The organism is Catenulispora rubra (assembly GCF_015356825.1).
In the GTDB taxonomy this organism is placed as follows: domain Bacteria; phylum Actinomycetota; class Actinomycetes; order Streptomycetales; family Catenulisporaceae; genus Catenulispora; species Catenulispora rubra.
The window spans coordinates 14,291-33,266 of the sequence record NZ_JAACYW010000110.1; the positions used below are offsets into that span (position 1 = coordinate 14,291).

Genomic DNA, 18,976 nt, shown 5'->3' on the forward strand with positions numbered 1-18,976 from the left:
GCGTTGCCGCGTCGAGCTGCGGCGAGGTATAGATCGAGCATGGAGCGAGATGAGCGTGAATCGGCTACCGGGGTGTTGCACCGGCTGACCTCGTACATTCCCGAGCGGCCGTGGGATGAGCCTGTGGATGATCCGCGGGTGCGGCAGGATGTGGTCTCGTGTGATCCGGCGCGGCGGACGCCGACGGTGAAGTCCTATGGGGCTGAGCTGGCGCGGACTGCGTTGCCTCGGGAGTTGCCGGGTTCCGACGTGGCGGCGCTTGCGGTGCTTGGTGGGGTTTCGCCAACCGCAGCGCCGGTGGATCTGGCGGGGCTCAGTCGCCTGCTCTTCCTGGCGGCCGGGGTGGTGCGGACCGCGGAGCGCGAGGACGGGACCATGCTCTACCGCGCCGCCGGGTCGGCTGGGAATCGGTTCCCGCTCGACCTCTACGTGGCGATTCCCGAGGGTGCAGGTTCGGATCTGCCGGCCGGCGTGCATTGGTACGACGCCGTCGAGCACGCGCTGGTCTACATCGCGCCGCCGCCGGCGGAGGCGGGTGGGGCGCCGACCGTCGTGGTGACCGGCATTCCGTGGCGCACGGGGTGGCGCTACGCCGAGCGCGGCTACCGCCACATCTACTGGGACGCCGGCACGATGCTCTCCCAGCTCCTCGCGCTCGCCGACTCCGCCGGGTACGCGCCGCGCCTGTTCAGCCGGTTCCCGGACGTCGCGGTATCAGAGCTCGTAGGCGCTGACCGTGTGCACGAGTGGCCGGTCGCGATCGTCAGCCTCGGGGAGGGTGCGCCGTCGATCACCGCGACCGGAACGGCTGTCGCAGGGGTCATCGATGCCAACGCCGTGGAGTTCCCACTGCTCACCGCTGCTCAGCACGCGGGAGACATGGACAGCCTCGGCGAGCCGTGGGATCTCGGCACGGCCGCGCCGGCCGGCGAAGCAGTCCCCGAATCGGCGACGCTCGACCAAGTCATCACCAAGCGCAGCTCCCAGCGCCGCATGGACCCCACCCGCGGCCTCCCGCTGGAGACCCTGCGCACCTCCATGACCCTCGCCCTGCGCGGCATCGACCTCCCGCACTGGATCGCCGTCCACGACGTGGCCGGCCTGCCCGCCGGCATGTACCGCTGGCCGGACCTGGACCGCCCGCTGCGCGAGGCGAAGCCCGAAGAGCTCCGCGCCGAGACCTACCGCCTCTGCCTCGACCAGGACCTCGGCCGCGACGCCGCGTTCGTCGTCATCGCCGCGACCGACCTCGCGAAGCTCTCCGACCGCGAGTACCGCGAAGCCCAGCTCGCCTCCGGCATCGTCGAGGGCCGCCTGCACCTCGCGGCCTACGCCCTCGGCGCCAGCGCCACCGGCATGACGTTCGTGGACTCCGAACTCCCCGCGTTCCTCGGCGACCCGGACGGTCCGCACGGCCTGATCTTCACCTGTGTCGGAGTGCCGGGCAACACCTCCAAGTCCGCCGGGCTCCCGGGCGCGCCGACGCTGATCCGCCCGGTCAGGCCGCGCGAGTAAGGATCCTGAAAAAGAGAGGGAGCTGCTGGCGCATCAGGGCACCGGCGGCGCCATCTCGCATCCGGCTGCTACGCGGCGAAGAACTCCCGCATAGAGCGCCCCGCCGCCAGCATCTCCTGCTCGTACTCGGGATAGTCCGCGAAGTGCCCCGCGGTCGCCACCCGCACCTCGACCGGCCCGGCCAGCGCGTTCACCACGGCGAACTGGCCGGGCGGCGGCACCGAGGGGTCGAACAGCGCGGGCACCGCCTGCACCGGGATCCGCACGTGGCGCGCGGCGGTCGCGGCGTCGAAGTACGCCAGCACCTCCAGCACCCGCGGGTCCTCCAGATACCGCCCACGCACCGCCGCGCCGCTCCCGACGCATTCCAGCGTCACCCGCAGCGGATGGTTCCCGAACGTCGGGACCATCAGGTGCGCCGAGGCGAACCGCTCGTCCCACGGCAGCGCCAGCGCCCCCGTCCCGCCGCCGAAGCTCACGCCGGTGTAGTCCAGCCGACGCGCGGTGGCCGGGAACAGCTCCGTCAGCGCCGTCGCCGCGCACCAGATGTCCGCGACGCAGCCCCCGATGATGTAGTCGTCCCGCGACTCGATGCCGTACAGCACGTGCCCGGGCGCCTCCGACGGCACGCCCGGCAGCAGACTCTCCGTCGGCAACCCCCGCGCCACGAAGTAGATCCCCGCCGCACGCGCCACCGGCAGCCACGGATCGGGCTCCCCACGGCCGCCATACCCGTGCCCGACGACGAACCCGCGCTCGACGACGCCGTCCGCCGGCGCGACGACCCACCCGCCGATCCGCACACCTCCGAGCGAAGTAAAGGAGACCTCGAACACGTCGAGCCCGTCAGCGGTGGTCCCGGCCTTCCCACCGAGCCGCGGCTGGACCGGAGTCGCCAACGCGCGCCGATACATCCCCTGCCAGAACTCTGCGAAGTCTCCGGGCGCGTTGTCCGGCGCGGAGACCTTCAGCAGATCGTCGAGGTCCATCCCGTAGGTCGGGTCGAACGGAAAGGGGTGCTTGGAAACGCCAGCGCTCTCGGACAGCCGGTCGATCTTCATGCTTCATGCTAGGGCACCACCGGCACCCAGCCCATGACGGTCGTCCCCGACTCCGGCACCGACGAGATCCGCACCTCACCTCCAGCAGCCGCGATGCGGTCCGCCATGTTCACCAGCCCACCGGGTTCCTGCTCGTAGGCGGCGGCCACGTCGAAGCCGGGGCCGGAGTCCGCGACAGCGAACGTCAGCCGACCAACAGCTCCTCCGCGAGCGCCAGGCTGGAAACTGAGCGAGACCACGACCTCGGTCCCGGGGCAGTGCTTGGCAGCGTTCTGCATCGCCTCCGAGCAGCAGTAGTAGACGGCGGCCTCGACCGCCTGCTCAAACCGCGCGCCGGCCACGGCTTCCGGCAGCTCGAACCTCGTCGTGCAGTTCAGGTACTCCGCACGCTCCCGCAGCGCCGCGACCAGGCCGTCCTGTCCGAGCACCTGCGGATCCAGACCGCGCATCGTCCGACGCAGCCCGGCCAGCGCCGCCTCGGTCTGAGAGACGGCCCGGTCCACCGCCGCACGCACCGCCTCGGGATCGCCACCGCGCCTGGCGGCATGAGCGAGCAGCCCGAGGGCCAGCCGCACGGCCGTGAGCTCCGGCTGCGCACCGTCGTGCAGATCACGCTCCAATTCGCGCCGCTCGCCGTCCTGCGCGGCGACGATGCGCCAGCGCGAAGCCCGCACCTCGACCGACAGCGCCTCGATGCGGCGCAGCCGGTGTTCGAGATCGATGGTGAGCCGCGCGTTGCGGACGACGACCCCGGCAGCCTGCGCCACGTCGGCAAGAACGCGATGCCGGTCCGGCGCCAACGAACGGTGCGCGTCCTGCGGAATCCCGATCCCGCCGACGACCTCGCCCTGGTATTCCAGCGGTGTCCAGTGCTGTTCTCCGGGTTCTGCGATGTCGTCCGGCCAGCCGAAGTAGACCCGCTCAGTGGAAGACACAGCAACCGAAATGCTGGCCGATGGCACCGACAGCCCCTCGGCGACGGTCCGGGCCAGCATCCGCAACGTGTCCTCAGCCGGTCCACTGACCTGCGACATCGCCGACACCGCGGCCAGTACCTGGTACGGCGGCGTCCTCCGGCCGTAGACAAGCTGATCGGCGAGCCTCTGCACCCCCAGCCGCACCGGCTGCACCGCCAACGCAAGCAATCCCATCCCGACCAGCTGCGGCGGCGCGGTCCAGTCGTTCGACAGTCCGAAGAGCGCATCGACGCGCACCACGCCGAAGACCCAACCGGCACCGCTCAACGCGACCAAGGACCCATATATCAGTGTCTTGTTGAAAAACCGCTCGGCGTCCCACAGCCGGAACCGCAGCACACCGACCACCACCGCGATCGGCAGCGCCGTGAACACCGCTCGGAAGATCCAGAACGTCGTGTTCCGCGAAGCGATGCCCGCGAGCCCCGGCGCGTCGACATACCGGCCGGCGATCGCCGCTCCAGCCAGCACCGCCGCGACGGCGAACGACATACCCAGCGCCCACAACAAAACCCGCGACTGCTGCCGCTGCTCGGCATCGGCGGCGAGTATCCGCCAACGCTGCGCGGCGATCCCGGCCACCGGCGTCAGCACGCCGAAGAACAGCACGAAGCTGACAGTGTGCGGGTAGTCCGCCGTGGAGACGGCCAGCAACGCCAGCGCACCGACGACGGAGACGCCGACCAGAGCCTTGATCGGCCTGCTCCCCCGCCACGGCAACTGCCCGTCGGGAAAGATCAGCAGGGCCAGCACGTAAGCCACGCCCCCGACCCCGTGCAGCAGCGCCGAGTGCCACCAGCCGATCCGCACGCCGTACGCCGAAGCCACGGCCTCGATCGCGGCGTGCGCCTGGAGATTGAAAGCCCCGGACGCCCCGACCATCCCGATCGCGAACAGCCGCACCGTCCGGTCGCGCCGCCCCAGCACCACCAGCAACCCGGCCGTGACCAGGTTCACGACGCTGAAGGTGTAGTCCAGGACAATGTCCACCAGCGACGTGCTGTGCTCGATCCCGGCGACCAGCCCGCGCCCGACGTCGATCCCGGTGTGGCCATGCTCACCGGCCGCCGCCGTGACAGCCCACTGATGCAGCCCCGCGTCATGCGCGGCGACCGCGCACACCAGGCCGACGCCCAGCCAGCCGAGCACGAACAGCACGTAGGCCGTGGCCAGCACATACCAGGCGGCCTCGGCCAAAGGCCGACGCGCCCCACGAACCCCGCCCGGCGCGCCCGCAACCGGCGCCGACTCCACGGCCTGAACCCCATTCGCCGTCGTCATTCTGGCTCCGTCGCGGGAACGTCGATCTCAATGTGGAGCCCGTCGGCATCAGTGCTCGAAGTCAGCGTTCCATCAAGGGCGGCGATCCGGTCGCCGGCCGCTTCCAGCACCGCCGGAGTGGCGATGTCGGCTATCTCAGAGGCCTGCGGATCGACCATCGTGACGCGCAGCCGGTCGTCGGCCGCCGTCACCGCGATCCGCAACCGGGCCTCGCCATCGGGCCACCCGCGCACCATGGTCGCGAGACAGAAGTACACACAAGCCTCGATCTGCGCTGGACACCTCGGCACCTCCCCGACCTCCAACGTCGTCGGGCGCTCGACGGTCTCCAGTAGGTTGTCCAACGCGGCCTCCAAGCCGTGGTCCACCAACACCGACGGATACACGCCCCGCACCACCCGCCGGAACCGCGTGATCACGCCGTCGACCTCGCCGGTCATCGCCGGGAGCGCGTCCTGCATCCCGGCGATCTCCTGGTGCAGACCCGACATCCGTCCGATCAGCGACTCCAGAGGATCGCAGACCTCTGTCTGGATCTGCTGCCCGATCTGCTCGCGCGCGGTGTCCCGGGCCGCGACCACCCGGCGCCGGGACTCGCGCAGGAGCTCGGCCTGCGCCGACTCGGCCTGGACCCGCTCGACCAGCCGCGCTTCGAGATCGACCGTGCGCAGCAGCAGGCCGGCGGCGTTGGCGACGTTGCCGACCAGCAGCAGGTCGCGCGGGGTGAAGTAGCCGCCGTCGAAACCGGCCACGGTGAACGCCCCGAGCACCTCGCCGCCGTCGCTGACCGGCACCACCTCGGAGGCCTGCGGCAGCTCGGCGAGGGCGGCGAAGCTGGCGACCGTGGCCGGCTGCGTGGCCCCCGGCCAGCTCGAAGCCCGCCGGAAACCGCCGTCGCCGTCTGCCAGCCACACCTCAGCCTGCAGGGCCCCGGTTCCCTGCGCCACCAGCTCGGCCAACCGGGGCAGCGTCTCCTCCATCGGCGCGGCCGCCACCCCCGAGGCGAACGCCACCAACGTCGCGTACGGCCCCGCCGCGGCAGGCCGGATCCGCACGAAGACCCTGCGCACCGCGCCGCGCACCGTCGTCATCCCCGACGCGCTGATCGCCGCCGCGGCCACCCACAGCGCCAGGATCCAGGCGTCGTCGGCATGCGGCCACAGCGCCACGCCGCCGGCCACGATCACCTCGTATACTGCGATGACGAAGACCGCGACCGCGGCCCACTCCGCGAGGCGCAGGGCCGCCGGCTCCCGGTCCAGGCGGGTCGGCATCGTTCGACCGGACATCACAGCTCACCCCCTCGCGACATGTAAGCACGAGCCCCCAAGGGGAGGCCATGGCGATCCGGGTCGTCCTTGCGGAGGACAACTACCTGTTGCGCGCCGGAACGGCGGCGTTGCTCGACGCGCTGGACGGCGTGGAGCTGGTGGCGGCGGTCGGCGACGCCGACGAACTGCTCGCGGCGGTCGCCGAGCACCGGCCGGACGTGGTGCTCACCGACATCCGGATGCCGCCGGAGAACGGCACCGACGGGCTGAAGGCCGCGGCCGTGATCCGGTCGCGCTACCCCGGGACCGGCGTGGTGCTGCTGACGCAGTACGCCGATCCGCAGTACGCGTACGAGCTGCTGCGCGACGGCGCGTCCGGAGCCGGGTACCTGCTCAAGGAACGCATCGGCGACGTCGCGGAACTGGAGCGCTCCCTGCAACAGGTCGCCTCCGGCGGCTCGGCGCTGGACCCGGTTCTGGTGGAGGCGCTGGTCAACCGCAAGCGCCGCTCCGACGACGGCTCGCCGCTGGCCGACCTGACCAACCGGGAGCGGGAGGTGCTGGAGCAGATGGCGCAGGGCAAGAGCAACGCCGCGATCGCCGAGGCGCTGTTCCTGACCGAGCGCGCGGTGCAGAAGCACATCAATGCCCTGTTCTCCAAGCTCGGGCTCGGGGCGGATCAGGGCCTTGACCGGCGCGTGGCCGCGGTTCTGCAACTGCTGGACGCGCGGACCACGTGACCGGCCCGACCGGTCTGACTGGCACGGCTGGCACGCCTGGCACGCCTGGCCTGGCCAGCACGGCCAGCCTGAACTGCGGGAACGCCGGCGGGACGCCGCGATGCGGCGTCCCGGTGTGGCGGTCGGGCTCATCAGATGTTCCCGCACAGCAGCGGTCGGAAGGCCAGGGTCGGCTGCCCGCCGGCCAGGATCGAGTTCATGTCGCCGAGGTGGACGTTCAGGTACGCCGTGCCCGGCGCCGGCATCGCGGCGACGTTGTCAATGGTCTGACTCTGGTGCTCCACCCGGCCGCGCGAGTCGGCCTGCACGTCGGTCAGCATGTACTTGACGCCGCCCTGGCTGCCGCAGCTGCCCAGGTGGATGTGCGCGGCGTGGGCGCCGGGGGTCAGGCCGGTCGCGTCCACGGTGACCGTCAGCTGGTGCGTGGCGGAGTTGAAGACCAGCGTGGCGTCGCCGTTGAGCCGGGTGTCGGACTTCGGGTCCACGCCCCGGAGCGGCATCGGGTCGTCGCCGGAGGGCCGCTGCGGCAGGTTCCAGCTCTGTGCGATCGGCTGCGCGGACAGCGAGTCACTGCCGGTGCCCAGCAGGATCTCGAAGTGGCTGCCGGAGGGCAGGCGGCTGACGGAGCCGGAGGTCGTCACGCTCTGGTCGATCTTGCCGGTGCCGTCGGCGGTCAGCGGCATGGCGAAGGTCGCGACCGGCTTGTCCCGGCCCGGGACGACGATCCGCGCGACGTGGCTCGACCCCGGGGTGAATCCGAAGGCTGACACATGCGCGCTCAGCATGCCGGAGTCGTCCTTGCCGAAGGTGACCGAGCCCTGCGGCATCGGGTTCAGGGACAGATGGCGCGTGGTCGTCACCTTCTGCGGCGTGGCCAGCATGCCGTGCGTGTTGCCCTGTGCGTCGACGTAGAAACCGACCAGCGCGCCGGCGTCGTTCAGGCCGTTGACGGTGGTGCCGCCGGCGCCGTTCGGGTCGTCCACGGTCAGGTAGGCCTGCTTGGAGGTCCAGGTGAAGCCGTGCGTCTGCGCGGTGGTGCCGCTGCCGGTCTGGTACAGGCCGACGACCTCGTCCTTGTCGTTGACGCCGAGCGCCTGGGTCATGGTCGCGCCGGGGAAGTTCAGCGGGGTCAGCTTGCCGCCGGCGGTGAGCAGGAAGCCGCTCTGGTTGCCGTTGGCACCGGTGTAGAACCCTGCGACGTCGCCGCGGCCGTTGATCGCGGAGGCGGTGGTGCTGGTGGCTCCGGACACGGCGACGTCGTGGAAGGAGTGGCGGTTGATGTCGTAGCGGAAGCCGTGGCTGTTGCCCGCGGCGTCGTTGTAGAAGCCCACTGCGATGTCGGAGTCGTTGACGCCGAGCAGCTGGTCCACCGGCGGCGAGGCGTTGCTGGCGGCCGGGAACACGACCTGGTGGAAGTGACCGTCGAGGGAGTACCAGCCCTCGTTGTCGTTCATCTGGTTGGCGGTGTTGGCGTGCGAGAGGAAGCCGACGGTCACGCCGCGGTCGTTCAGGCCGGTCACCTGGGTCTGCACCGAGCCGGGGAAGTTCTCGTTCACGAAGGAGGCGGCGCTCTTGTGGACGGTGTAGCCCTGGTTCGGGTGGCCGGCCGTGCCGGAGCCGAAGTAGCCGGCGATGACGCCCTGGCCGTTGATGCCGAGCAGCTGGTTGAAGGTCGGGTCGGCGCTGTCGTCGACGGTCTTGAAGGCGTAGCTGTCCGGCTGCACGTAGCCAGCGGCCTCGGTGGTGACGGCCTGCGGATCGGCGGGCGAGGCGCCGGACTGGCCGCTCATGCCGTTCATGCCGGACATACCGGATGCGGCGGCGTTCCCGGTCTTGCCCCCGTTCAGGCCGAGGCCGATGACGGTCCCGGTGACGGCGACGACCGCGAGGGTCGCCACGCCGACGCCCTTGGCCCGGCTGGTGCTCCGACGCTTGACGGCCGGCGGTGTGGCGATCGGCGTGATCGGCGTGTAGCCGGTCTGCGTCTCTTCCAGCTGCATCGCGGAGTTCTGTGCCGCGGAGTTCTGTGCCTTGGTGGTGATCCTGGCCCGCATGATGTTCCCCCTGGGACTGGCCCCCGGCGGTTGTCGTACGCCGGTTTTAAGGCTGGTTCCAGCATCGGGAATTCGCGGTCAGGGTTCGATCGTGCAGGCATGTGAACGCGCGAGGGGTGCCTGCACCCCTGCCGTGGTTCGTGCTCAGAACTCGGCGGTATCAAATCTCTGCGACATGCGCCACGTTCGCGGCGTCCACCGGATCGGGGCTCGGCGCGCCGGCGAACCAGGCGTCCAGCATCTCGGCCAGCAGCGGCCCGGAGGTCAGGCGCAGGCTGAGCGCCAGGGCGTTGGCGTCGGCCCACTTGCGGGCCCCGTCGGCCATCACAGCGTCCGTACACAGGGCGGCGCGCACGCCGTCCACCTTGTTGGCCGCGATCGACGCCCCGGCGCCGGTCCAGCAGGCCACCACCGCCTGGTCGGCGCGGCCGTCCGCGACGGCCCGGGCGGCGGCCTCCGAGCACCACGCCCAGTCGGCGCGCTCCCCCGGCACCAGCGCGCCGAAGAGCAGGACCGTGTGGCCGCGCCGTTCCAGCTCCGGGCCGATCTCCGCGGCCACCCCGGCCACCTCGTCCGCCGACACCGCGATGCGCATGGTCCCGCTCCTCGTCCCGTTTCGGTCTTTTCGATCTATGTGCCCATTGGACCATGCGGCGGGGCCAGGACACAGTCGCCGCACAGAGCGCCCTTGCGGTCGGGGGCGGCGCGATAGATGAGGCAGCAGCTGCGGCGGCGGAAGCCGGCGTCGGGTTCGAAGTGGCCGGCGCCGGCGAGGTGCGGGCCGATCAGGGTGTGGACATCGTCGCGGAGGTCGGGGCGGGCGATGGCCAGCGTTCTGGCCGCGGCGGCCAGGGCTGAGGCGACGTTGCCGCGCAGGATGTGGTCGTTGACGCCGAACGGGGTGATGGCTGCGCTGATCTCGGCGATGACACAATCGCTGAGCACTGAGCCGGAGCCGACCGCCGTGGTGCGCACCGAAAGCGGGAACATACTGCTGAGGGTCGGCTGCCACCACAGGTCGGCTGCCCGCACGCAGCCGCCGCGCCGGCGGACCACCGCGAGCGCGAGCAGGGGTGAGAGGACTCGGGCCACCAGGCCGAGGTGCACGACCGAGGCCGCGACCCGGAGTTCGACCGCTGATGCTTCCTGACCGGTTCCGGCGGCCAAGAAGGCACGGACCGCTTCGACTCGCTCAGCCAGCACCGAGGAACCGTCGACCACCTCGACCACCTCGACCATCGGCTGCCACGGCGGCGCCGCGACTGCCGCCGCATGGAACTCCAGCGCGAAGAACGACCCCAGCGCGGCAAGCTCCTCGCTCACCGCGGCCGGGGCCGCCACGTCGTCACTCAAGCCGTCACACCATCACACCGTCGCCGCGGTGACGCCCGCGCCGCCGGTCGTCTCGGCCCGCTCCATCACCGGCCGCAGCACGCGTTCGGCCATCGGCCCGAAGGCCAGGGCGAGCGTGCCCCACAGGATGACCTGGTTGCAGATCGAGTAGAAGCGGAACGAGAACAGCACGTCGGCCGGGAAGCCCGGGTACACGATGTTCCCCTTGGGGTCGGCCAGCGGCAGCGGCGTCTCCGTGGCGTGGTGTCCGTACAGGTGCACGTTCGCCGACAGCTCGCCGAGCGAGGGCAGGATCGCCATCACTATGCCGATCGCGACCGCGAAGCCGAGGGCGGCCAGCAGCGAGGCGTTCCAGTTCCCGAAGCGCGGGGCCAGGCGCCGGCCCAGCCAGGTCGCGGCCAGGATGAACGCGAGCGAGCAGACCACCATCGTCAGGTACAGCGCGGCGCGTGGCTTGATCGTCTCCGGGTGGCCGATCGCCGGCGGGTTGGCCGGGTACTTCAGGTACGGCACCAGGTAGATGCCGGCCAGTCCGGCCCCGGCCACCAGCAGCGCCAGCACCTTCGGCTGGATCCTCCCGACCCGGCCCAGGCACAGCAGGTACACCACCGCGTACATGGCGCCCATCGCCGCGCCGAAGCCGATCAGCCCGACGCCGATGCCGATGTTGCTCTGCACCGTGCGGCTGAAGATGTCCGGCCCGCCGGAGTCCACCGGCAGCCCGGCGGCCTGGTTCAGGGCCGCCTGGGCCGCGTCGCGGCCGCTCTCGTAGGCGATCGCCTTGCCGATGACGGGCTCGGCGAAGATCCGCGCGAAGCAGAACGCGACCAGCCCGGCCAACGCGCCGGCCAGCAGGCCGCGCGTGATGATGCGTTTCTCCATCAGAGCTCTGATCTCCCCGGCTGCTCAGTGGCAGGGGAAGCCGAGCAGGTGGCGGGAGTCGTGCACGAACTCGTGGATGTGCATGTCGCCGCCGAACACCGACACCGCGCCCTGGTCGACGCCGATGAAGTAGTAGGCCAGCAGGCCGAACAGCAGCGCGCCGCCCATCCAGAGCCGGGCCTTGGCGGCGGAGACCACCAGCGGCGTGGGAACGGAAGTGGAGGCAGGCGAGACAGGGGAGACAGGCATGGTGCTCACAGTGAGCCCTCCTTAGGGATCCAGCGTCCCTGATCGGTGGAGCGGGTCGACTGGGGAGGGTCTGACTCACCCACCGCCTCGACTGCCCGACGAGGCTGCGGGTTTCACAGTGGCGCGACCGTGCCGGACTCTCACCGGCTTCCTGTCCCAGTACCTTGCTTGGGCAGCGTAGGGCCGTGCGGGGCGGGCGTCAAAGAGATGTCGATCACCGTGGCGCCGCGCGGCGGCTCAGGCCCAGGGGTTCTGCTTGTAATAGCGCCGGCTGAAGAGCAGCCGATTCAGGACCTTGACAGGCGGCGGCAGGGCTTTGAAGAACGCCGTGCGCCGGTCGGCGTCGACCCCGTCGATGGCCCACGGGATGTACGCGGCGCCGCCGGAGAAGCCCTGCTTGCGCTGGATCACCCGGCCGAACGCGGTCCAGTCCTTGGGCGTCAGGACTTCCTGGATCAGCGGGAGCGCGGCTTCTTCCTCGTGCTTCATGTGGCCGCCGAGCGCGGTCTCCAGGTCCGTGACGACGCCGGTCAGCTCCGCGGGATCGGCCGAGGGCCGGCGCATCGCGGCGTCCACGGCTTCGAGCAGCGGATCCAGCCGCGCGTGCTCGGCGGCCATGGCGGCCAGGATCTCGGCGGCGTCGGCGCGGCCGGCGGAGGCGGCCTCGACGCGGGGCCACAGCGCCTCGTCCTCCGCGGTGTGGTGGACGTGCAGTTGCAGCTTGAAGTTGGCCCAGCCGGCCTGGACGCCGGAGTTGCCGGTGCGGCTTTCGGCGGCGGCCTCGCGCAGCCGGGACAGGTCGCGGCGGAAGGCGTCGTGGGTGATGTACATCAAGATGAAGTCGATGCGGTCGGTCGCCTGGTCGGTGCTGCTCATGGCGGAGTCTCCATCCGTCGGGGGATCACGCTCATTGATACGGAACTCATAATACATGGATCCTGGAAGGTATGAGATGCGTATTAATCGGTGCGCGGCGTCGCCCGGAACGACAAGGTCCCGCCCTGAGCAGCAGCTCGGAGCGGGACCTGGGGCGCCTGTCAGGCGTTGGGGCGCTTGCCGTGGTTCGCGCCCTTCTTCTTGCGTCCCCGCCTCTTGTTGCCGCGCTTAGCCATTTGAGTCCTCCTTATCCGCCCGGAGCACCCGGGCGAGACCGCAAGTCTATGGTCCCGATCAGGCTCTGATCGCCTCCTTGCGCGCGCCGAGCGGTTCGGTCCTGGTCGGCGTGGCGACCACTAGCGGCCGGTCCAGCGCCGCCACGACCGCACACAAGACACAGCCAACTCCTCGGCGACGACGGTCGCAACCGGACGCGAGCGGCCGAATCGGCCACGGTCTTCAGGAATTCGAGGGTCATCGTGCAACGACACCTGCCTGCCCGGCCGCGACCGCGCGCCGCAGGTACTCCCCGGTGTGCGAGCTCTCGGCCCGGATCAGGCCGGCCGGCGTCCCCTCGTACAGCACGCGCCCGCCGTCGGTTCCAGCCTCGGGGCCGAGGTCGATGACCCAGTCGGCGTGCGCGACCAGGTCGAGGTTGTGCTCGATCACGACGACGGTGGCGCCGTGCTCGTCGATCAGCCGGTCCAGGGCGGTCAGCAGCCGGTGCACGTCGCTCATGTGCAGTCCGGTGGTGGGTTCGTCGAGGACGTACACACCTCCCGGCTCGGCCAGGTGCCCGGCCAGTTTCAGGCGTTGGCTCTCGCCTCCGGACAAGGTGGTGAGCGGCTGGCCGAGACGCAGGTAGTCCAGGCCGACGGTGGCCAGCGCGCCGAGGACCGAGGCCACGCGCCGATCGGAGGCGAAGAACTCCAGGGCTTCGGCGACGGTCGTCTCCAGTACGTCCCCGATCGACAGCCCGCGCAGCCGGTACCCCAGCACCTCTTCGGTGAAGCGCCGACCGTGACAGGCCGCGCAGGTCGAGGAGACGGTGTCCAGGTAGGCCAGGTCCTGCTCGATCACGCCGAGCCCGGCGCACTCCGGGCACGCCCCGGCCGAGTTCGCGCTGAACAGCGCGGGATCCACGCCGTTGGCCCGCGCGAAGGCCTTGCGGATCGGGTCCTGGACGCCGGTGTAGGTGGCGACGGTGGAGCGCCGGTTGGCGCCGGGCGCCGACTGGTCGACGGCGATCACGGTCGGGTGCTGGACGCGCAGTACTTCATGAGCCAGGGAGGACTTGCCGGAGCCCGCGACTCCGGTGAGCACCGTCAGCACGCCGGTGGGGAATTCGACGTCGAATCCGGTGAGGTTGTGGGCCCGGGCGTCGACGACCGGGAGTTTTCCGGTGGGTTCGCGCAGGTCGTACTGCGGCTTCAGGCGGACCGGTTCGTCGAGGAAGCGTCCGGTCAGGGTCGCGGAGCCGCGCAGGCCTGCGACGTCGCCGGTGTAGCCGACCTCTCCCCCGGCCGCGCCGGCGCCCGGGCCGAGGTCGATGACGTGGTCCGCGGCGATGATGACGTCCCGGTCGTGTTCGACGACAAGGACGCTGTTCCCCTTGTCCCGCAAGGCCCGCAGGAGGTCGGTCATGCGCGAGACGTCGCGGGGGTGCATGCCGATGCTGGGTTCGTCGAACACGTACAGCAGGTCGTTCAGGCTGGAGGCGAGCTGCCGGACCAGCTTCACACGCTGGGCCTCGCCGCCGGACAGGCTGGCGGTGCGGCGGTCCAGGCTCAGGTAGCCCAGGCCGATGCCGACCAGGTCTTCCAGGCGCCCCCACAGGGCGTTCAGCAGTGGTTCGACCGCGGGGTTCGAGATCGTCTCCAGCACCTTCACGAGGTCGGAGGCGGCCATGGCCGACAGCTCGGCGATGGTGTGGCCGCCGACCCGGCTGGACAGCGCCAGCGGCGAGAGCCTGGTGCCGCCGCAGTCCGGGCAGCAGGCGGTGGTGGTGTAGGCCGCGACCAGCTTCTTGGTGCGGCCGCTGCGGGTCTCAGGGTCCTGGTCCAGGTAGAGGCGGGCGAACTTGGTCACGGCGCCTTCGTAGGAGGCGTTGTAGGCCTGGCCTTGGAACTCCATCGCCACCATGCCGTCGTCGGCGTAGAGGAGGTCGTGGAGTTCGGTGTCGGAGTACTCGGCCACCGGGCGCCGGACGTCGAAGCGGCCGGATCCGACGAGGATCTGCCAGTTCCTGCTGCCGACGGCGAAGATCTCGCAGCGCAGCGCTCCGTCGTCGAGGGAGCGGGAGCGGTCCAGGAACGCGTCGAGGTCCACGACGGTCGCCTCGCCGATCCCTTCGCACGCCGGGCACATGCCGGCCGGCATGTTGAAGGAGAACGCGTCCACGTGCGGCACCGACGGCTCGCCGGCGCGGCTGAACAGGAGTCGGAGCAGCGGGGCGATGTCGGTGATGGTGCCGACCGTGGAGCGCGCGCCGCCGCGCAGCCGCCGCTGGTCGACCATGATGACCGCCGGGAGGTGTTCGACGCCGTCCACCGCCGGTCGGGACAGGGCGGGCAGGAAGCCGCGGACGAACGCCGGTAGCGTTTCGTTCAGCTGGCGGCGGGCTTCCACCGCGATCGTGTCGAACACAAGGGATGACTTTCCTGAGCCGGACACTCCGGTCACGGCGGTCAGGGTGCGTTTGGGGACCGCCACGTCGACGGCCCTCAGGTTGTGTTCGCGGGCTCCTCGGACCTCGATCCATTCCGTCACGTTTTGCATGATTAAAGTTTATCTTTGAACTCCTTGTATAAGGTTGTGCGATGTGAGCTGCCGCTGATGCGGCGGAAAGTTTAAACTCCCGGGAGAAGGAGGCCGCTGTGCGTCCGGTCGACCTGGCGCGCGCCGCTGGCGTGTCGACGCAGCAGGTGCGCAATCTGGAGGCAGCCGGGGCGCTTCCTGAGGCGGAGCGGAGCGCGTCGGGGTATCGGCGTTACGACGAGCGGCACCTGACCGCGTTGTTGGCGTACACGGCTCTCGTGCCGGGGTTGGGGGCGCCGGGCGCGCGGGCGATCGTGGCGGCGGTCGGCGAGGGCCGGACGAGCGCGGCGCTGGAGCTTCTGGACGCGGCGCACGCGGCGCTGCATCAGGGTCGTGCGTCGCTGGTGGAGATCGAGCGCACGCTGGCGGCGGCGGTGGCGACCGTGGCGGCCGTGGCGCAGGAGCCGGCGGCCGACGCGCCGGACGGGCCGGACGCGCCGGACGGGCTGCGGGTGGGCGAGCTGGCGCGGCTGCTCGGCGTGCGGACGTCGGCGCTGCGTGTGTGGGAGGCGGCGGGGCTGCTCGCACCGGCGCGCGAATCAGGGACCGGATACCGCGTGTACGGGGCGCTGGACGTCCGCGACGCCCGCATCATCCAGACACTGCGCGAGGGCTACTACCTGTTCGACCGCATCCAGCCGATCATCGAGGGCCTGCGCCGCACCGGCGGTTCCGAGGCACTGGCGGAGGCGCTGGCCGACCGGCGGCTTTCGCTGAACGAGCGGTCGGCGGCTTTGCTGGAGGGGGCTGCGCGCTTGTGGGGGTATGTGGAGGTGCTGCGGGCCTGGTGAACGGTCCGCACGCTTGCTCTAGCCGCGCAGCCCCGCAAGCGTGACGCCCACCAGCCGCTCGACCGCCGCCTTCGACGGCAGGCTTCCGGCGCCGTTCAGCGCGTTCACGCAGTACACGGCCAGTTCGGCGGGCGGGACGTCGGAGCGGACCGCGCCGCGGTCGGCGGCGTCGGCGATCAGTTGGCTGACGAAGTGCTCCAGGTGTTGGTGGGCTTGGTGTACCTGGGGCGAGCTGTGCAGGGACGCGGCGATGTCGGTGCCACTGTGACCGCCGTGGCCGCCGTGGCCTTCGCGGTCGCGGCGGTTGCGGTGTGCGTAGGCGCGGAGCACCGCTTCGAGGCGGTCGTCGGCGTCCGCCTTGGCCGCCGCCTGCATCAGCTCGGCCATGTGCTGGACCACCTGGCGGTCGTGCCAGGCGGCGAGGATCGAGGCGACGTCGGGGAAGTACTTGTAGAGCGTCGCGCGGCCGATGCCGCCGGCCTGGGCGATGCCCGACATGGTGACGGCCGTCAGGCCGCGGTCGGCGACCAGGGCGGCGGTGGCGTCGAGGATGGCCTCGCGGACGGCGTCGCGGTGGTCGGCGAGGCTGTCGCTCCAGATCTTGGGCACGGCTCCATGTTATACAACCTGTCCATGATCGAGACACTTCGTCGTTGACAGAGACAGTCTGTATTGAAAAACTGGAGCGGTGACGGAACAGCGAAATCCGATATGGGACCCCAACGGCTCGCCGCGCGCCCCGTGGGACGTCCGGAGACCGCAGCCCGCGATCCAGGCGCTGGTCGAGGCCGGCGGGTTCAGCGGCCGGGTGTTGGACGTGGGGTGCGGGTACGGGGAGAACGCGCTTTGCATAGCGGCGTCCGGGCTGCACGTGACCGGTTACGACCTGGACCGGGAGGCCCTGGACTGGGCCAAGGACCGAGCCGATGAACGCGGGCTCCGCGATCGGACCCGGTTCCTTCGTTTCGACGCGCGAAGGCTGATCAACCTCGCCGGTGACACGCCGTACGAGACGGTCCTGGACTCGCTGGTGTTCCACTCCTACAAGACCCCGGCGCGTCGAGCGCGGCACGTCGCGGGCCTGGGCACCGTGCTGGCGCCGGGCGGACGGCTGCACGTGCTGTGCTACAGCGACCAGCACGTCGGGCCGCCGGACCCGCCGCACACGGTCTCGCTCGCCGCCATCCGGGAGGCGTTCGCCGACGGCTGGACCGTGGACGAGGTCCGCGAGACGACGAGTATCTCGAATCTCGCTCCTGACGGAGTCGCCTCGTGGCTTGTCACCTGTAGCCGCTCGACCGGTTCCACCGGTTCTAGCCGTTCTATCCCTTATCGAGAGGAATCCTGACTATGCCTACGGTTGAAGCCCGCGTATCCACCGACCGCGCGTCCCGCTACCTCCAGCAGTTGTGTTCGCACGCCGCACGGATGCACCACGGCGGTCCGAGGGCCGAGGCCACGTCCGACACCACCGGCCGGATAACGCGCGGCACCGCGGTATGCGATCTGACCGCCGGTCCGAACGCCCTCGAACTGCGCATCGCCGCGGACGACGAGGAGCAGCTCAAAGCCTTGCAGCAGGCCGTGACCCGGACGCTGGAGCGGGTCGGGCGGCGTGACGGTTTGACAGTGTTCTGGGGGTAGATCGGGGTAGGCCCTGCTCCCGATCGCGAGGGCGGCCATGCAGAATGGCTGACCATGGAGGCTTTTCGCGATCAACACGGCATCCCCCACGCCCGCGCGGCGTCCGTCGAGGCGGCGTTCCGGGCCCAGGGGCATCTGGCGGCCCTGGACCGGGGCCTGCAGATGGAGTACGTCCGGCGCAAAGCCTTGGGGACGTGGGCTGAGGTGGTCGGATCGCGGGCGCTTTCCGATGACAGGTTCTCCCGGCGGGTCGGCCTCGCGGCGGCGGCCCGCCGTTCGTATGAGGTCCTGGCCGACGAGACCAAGGCAATCTTCGTCGCGTACGCCGAGGGGGTGAACGCGGCGCTGCCCGGGAGTCTGGCCGGCTGCGACCTGCCGGAGGCGCCGGCGCCGTGGGAGCCCTGGCACAGCGTGGCGGTGTACCTCGGCCGGCACGTCGGTATGGGGAGCATGGCGCACAAGCTGTTCCGGACCGCGTTACTGCCGGTCGTGCCGGCGGACGTGGTGTGGCGGGTGCGGGCCAACGCCAGGGACGAGCTGGTCGTGGTGCCGACCGGGGCGGTGCACCGGGTCGACGTCGAGGGGCCGCCGGAGGGGCACGGCGAGAAGGTCCGCGAGTGGTTGAACGGGCTCGCCGAGGTGCAGACGGTCGCCGCGTCCGCGGATCCGGCGGCCGGGAGCAACAACTGGGTGGTGTCCGGGGCGCACACCGTTTCGGGGCGGCCGCTGCTGGCCGGGGATCCGCACCGGCCGTTCGAGACGCCGGGGCCGTACTGGCAGAACCACGTGTCCTGCGACGCGTTCGACGCGATCGGACTGTCCTTCCCGGGCGTCCCCGGCTTCCCGCACTTCGGCCACAACGCGCACGTGGCGTGGGGTATCACGCACGGGATGGCCGACGACCAGGACCTGTTCGTGGAGAACCTGGACCGCGTGGACGCGCGCACCGAGGTGATCCGGGTGCGGGACGCCGAGCCGGTCGAGATCACGGTGTACACCAGCGAGCGCGGCGGCGTGGTGGTGCAGGACGACGCCGCGAACACCGGGCTGGCGCTGCGCTGGACCGGGACCGCGGAGGCCGACCGGACGCTGGACTGCCTGCTGCCGATGCTGACGACCACGTCGGTCGCCGAGCTCGACGAGGTGATGCGCGGGTGGGCGGTGCCGGTGGACCATCTGATGATGGCGGACGTGCACGGGGCGATCGGGTACCGGCTGCGGGGGCGCGTGCCGACCCGGGACGTGGCGAATTCGTGGGCTGCGGTGCCGGGGTGGGATGCGGAGTACGCGTGGACGGGGTGGGTGCCGTTCGATCGGATGCCGGCGGCGCGTGATCCTGAGGAGGGGTTGTTGGTTTCGGCGAACAACCGGCCGAGCGCGGACACCACGCCTTATGTGGCGCACGACTTCGCCGGGCCGGCGCGGGCTACGCGGATTCTGCAGCTGCTGCGGGAGGGCGTGGCGG

The 18,976-nt window shown here is 70.9% G+C and carries 18 protein-coding genes; 6 read left to right on the top strand and 12 right to left on the bottom strand.

Annotated elements, in window-relative coordinates:
- Nucleotides 1-39: 39 nt before the first annotated feature.
- Complete coding sequence (locus GWK61_RS27125) at nt 40-1,515, top strand: nitroreductase family protein (RefSeq protein ID WP_194912700.1); 1,476 nt, start codon at nt 40-42, stop codon at nt 1,513-1,515.
- 68 nt (nt 1,516-1,583) lie between these two features.
- Here GWK61_RS27125 and GWK61_RS27130 read toward each other — a convergent pair whose 3' ends face one another.
- From GWK61_RS27130 to GWK61_RS27140, 3 genes are read right to left on the bottom strand one after another with little or no spacing between them, the layout of a single operon-like run.
- Entirely contained in the window at nt 1,584-2,576 is a 993-nt protein-coding gene (locus tag GWK61_RS27130; RefSeq protein WP_194912702.1) for an acetylxylan esterase, read from the bottom strand.
- Nucleotides 2,577-2,584: 8 nt separating this feature from the next.
- The gene (locus GWK61_RS27135; protein WP_194912704.1) at nt 2,585-4,834 is read right to left on the bottom strand and encodes a sensor histidine kinase; all 2,250 of its coding nucleotides are present in this window, start codon (nt 4,832-4,834) and stop codon (nt 2,585-2,587) included.
- On the bottom strand, nt 4,831-6,123 hold the full coding sequence (locus tag GWK61_RS27140; protein WP_194912706.1) for a sensor histidine kinase: 1,293 nt from the start codon (nt 6,121-6,123) through the stop codon (nt 4,831-4,833). The genes GWK61_RS27135 and GWK61_RS27140 overlap by 4 nt, the downstream gene beginning before the upstream one ends.
- A gap of 50 nt (nt 6,124-6,173) precedes the next feature.
- Between GWK61_RS27140 and GWK61_RS27145 the strand changes: the two genes are divergently transcribed.
- Nucleotides 6,174-6,845 (top strand): response regulator transcription factor, encoded by a 672-nt coding sequence (locus tag GWK61_RS27145; RefSeq protein WP_194912708.1) that lies wholly within the window; start codon nt 6,174-6,176, stop codon nt 6,843-6,845.
- A gap of 131 nt (nt 6,846-6,976) precedes the next feature.
- Here the strand turns inward: GWK61_RS27145 and GWK61_RS27150 are convergent, their stop codons facing one another.
- The 8 genes from GWK61_RS27150 to GWK61_RS27180 form a co-directional block, all read right to left on the bottom strand.
- On the bottom strand, nt 6,977-8,899 hold the full coding sequence (locus GWK61_RS27150) for a CHRD domain-containing protein (protein ID WP_194912712.1): 1,923 nt from the start codon (nt 8,897-8,899) through the stop codon (nt 6,977-6,979).
- A gap of 160 nt (nt 8,900-9,059) precedes the next feature.
- On the bottom strand, nt 9,060-9,494 hold the full coding sequence (locus tag GWK61_RS27155) for an RpiB/LacA/LacB family sugar-phosphate isomerase (RefSeq protein WP_194912713.1): 435 nt from the start codon (nt 9,492-9,494) through the stop codon (nt 9,060-9,062).
- Nucleotides 9,495-9,529: 35 nt separating this feature from the next.
- Complete coding sequence (locus GWK61_RS27160) at nt 9,530-10,252, bottom strand: (2Fe-2S)-binding protein (protein WP_228563017.1); 723 nt, start codon at nt 10,250-10,252, stop codon at nt 9,530-9,532.
- A 12-nt stretch (nt 10,253-10,264) separates the two neighbouring features.
- A complete protein-coding gene (locus GWK61_RS27165; protein ID WP_194912715.1) occupies nt 10,265-11,134 on the bottom strand; it encodes a CbtA family protein in 870 nt (289 codons plus the stop codon).
- 24 nt (nt 11,135-11,158) lie between these two features.
- Nucleotides 11,159-11,383 carry a CbtB domain-containing protein gene (locus GWK61_RS27170; protein WP_194912735.1) on the bottom strand — a complete coding sequence of 75 codons (225 nt, stop codon included), beginning with the start codon at nt 11,381-11,383 and terminating at the stop codon, nt 11,159-11,161.
- Between the two features lie 237 nt (nt 11,384-11,620).
- Complete coding sequence (locus GWK61_RS27175) at nt 11,621-12,259, bottom strand: hemerythrin domain-containing protein (protein ID WP_194912716.1); 639 nt, start codon at nt 12,257-12,259, stop codon at nt 11,621-11,623.
- A gap of 161 nt (nt 12,260-12,420) precedes the next feature.
- On the bottom strand, nt 12,421-12,495 hold the full coding sequence (locus tag GWK61_RS61565; RefSeq protein WP_370343036.1) for a 50S ribosomal protein bL37: 75 nt from the start codon (nt 12,493-12,495) through the stop codon (nt 12,421-12,423).
- Nucleotides 12,496-12,733: 238 nt separating this feature from the next.
- On the bottom strand, nt 12,734-15,037 hold the full coding sequence (locus tag GWK61_RS27180) for an ATP-binding cassette domain-containing protein (RefSeq protein WP_194912718.1): 2,304 nt from the start codon (nt 15,035-15,037) through the stop codon (nt 12,734-12,736).
- A 98-nt stretch (nt 15,038-15,135) separates the two neighbouring features.
- Between GWK61_RS27180 and GWK61_RS27185 the strand changes: the two genes are divergently transcribed.
- Nucleotides 15,136-15,867, top strand: coding sequence for a MerR family transcriptional regulator (locus GWK61_RS27185; RefSeq protein ID WP_194912720.1), 732 nt, complete (start codon nt 15,136-15,138; stop codon nt 15,865-15,867).
- A gap of 18 nt (nt 15,868-15,885) precedes the next feature.
- Here the strand turns inward: GWK61_RS27185 and GWK61_RS27190 are convergent, their stop codons facing one another.
- Entirely contained in the window at nt 15,886-16,476 is a 591-nt protein-coding gene (locus tag GWK61_RS27190; protein WP_194912722.1) for a TetR/AcrR family transcriptional regulator, read from the bottom strand.
- 79 nt (nt 16,477-16,555) lie between these two features.
- Here GWK61_RS27190 and GWK61_RS27195 point away from each other — a divergent pair, with 79 nt between their 5' ends.
- From GWK61_RS27195 to GWK61_RS27205, 3 genes are all read left to right on the top strand, one after another.
- A complete protein-coding gene (locus tag GWK61_RS27195) occupies nt 16,556-17,215 on the top strand; it encodes an SAM-dependent methyltransferase (protein WP_194912726.1) in 660 nt (219 codons plus the stop codon).
- Nucleotides 17,216-17,217: 2 nt separating this feature from the next.
- Nucleotides 17,218-17,511 (top strand): DUF2218 domain-containing protein, encoded by a 294-nt coding sequence (locus GWK61_RS27200; RefSeq protein ID WP_194912728.1) that lies wholly within the window; start codon nt 17,218-17,220, stop codon nt 17,509-17,511.
- Between the two features lie 54 nt (nt 17,512-17,565).
- Nucleotides 17,566-18,976 (top strand): penicillin acylase family protein (locus tag GWK61_RS27205; protein WP_194912730.1); only part of this gene is annotated, 1,411 nt, incomplete at its 3' end.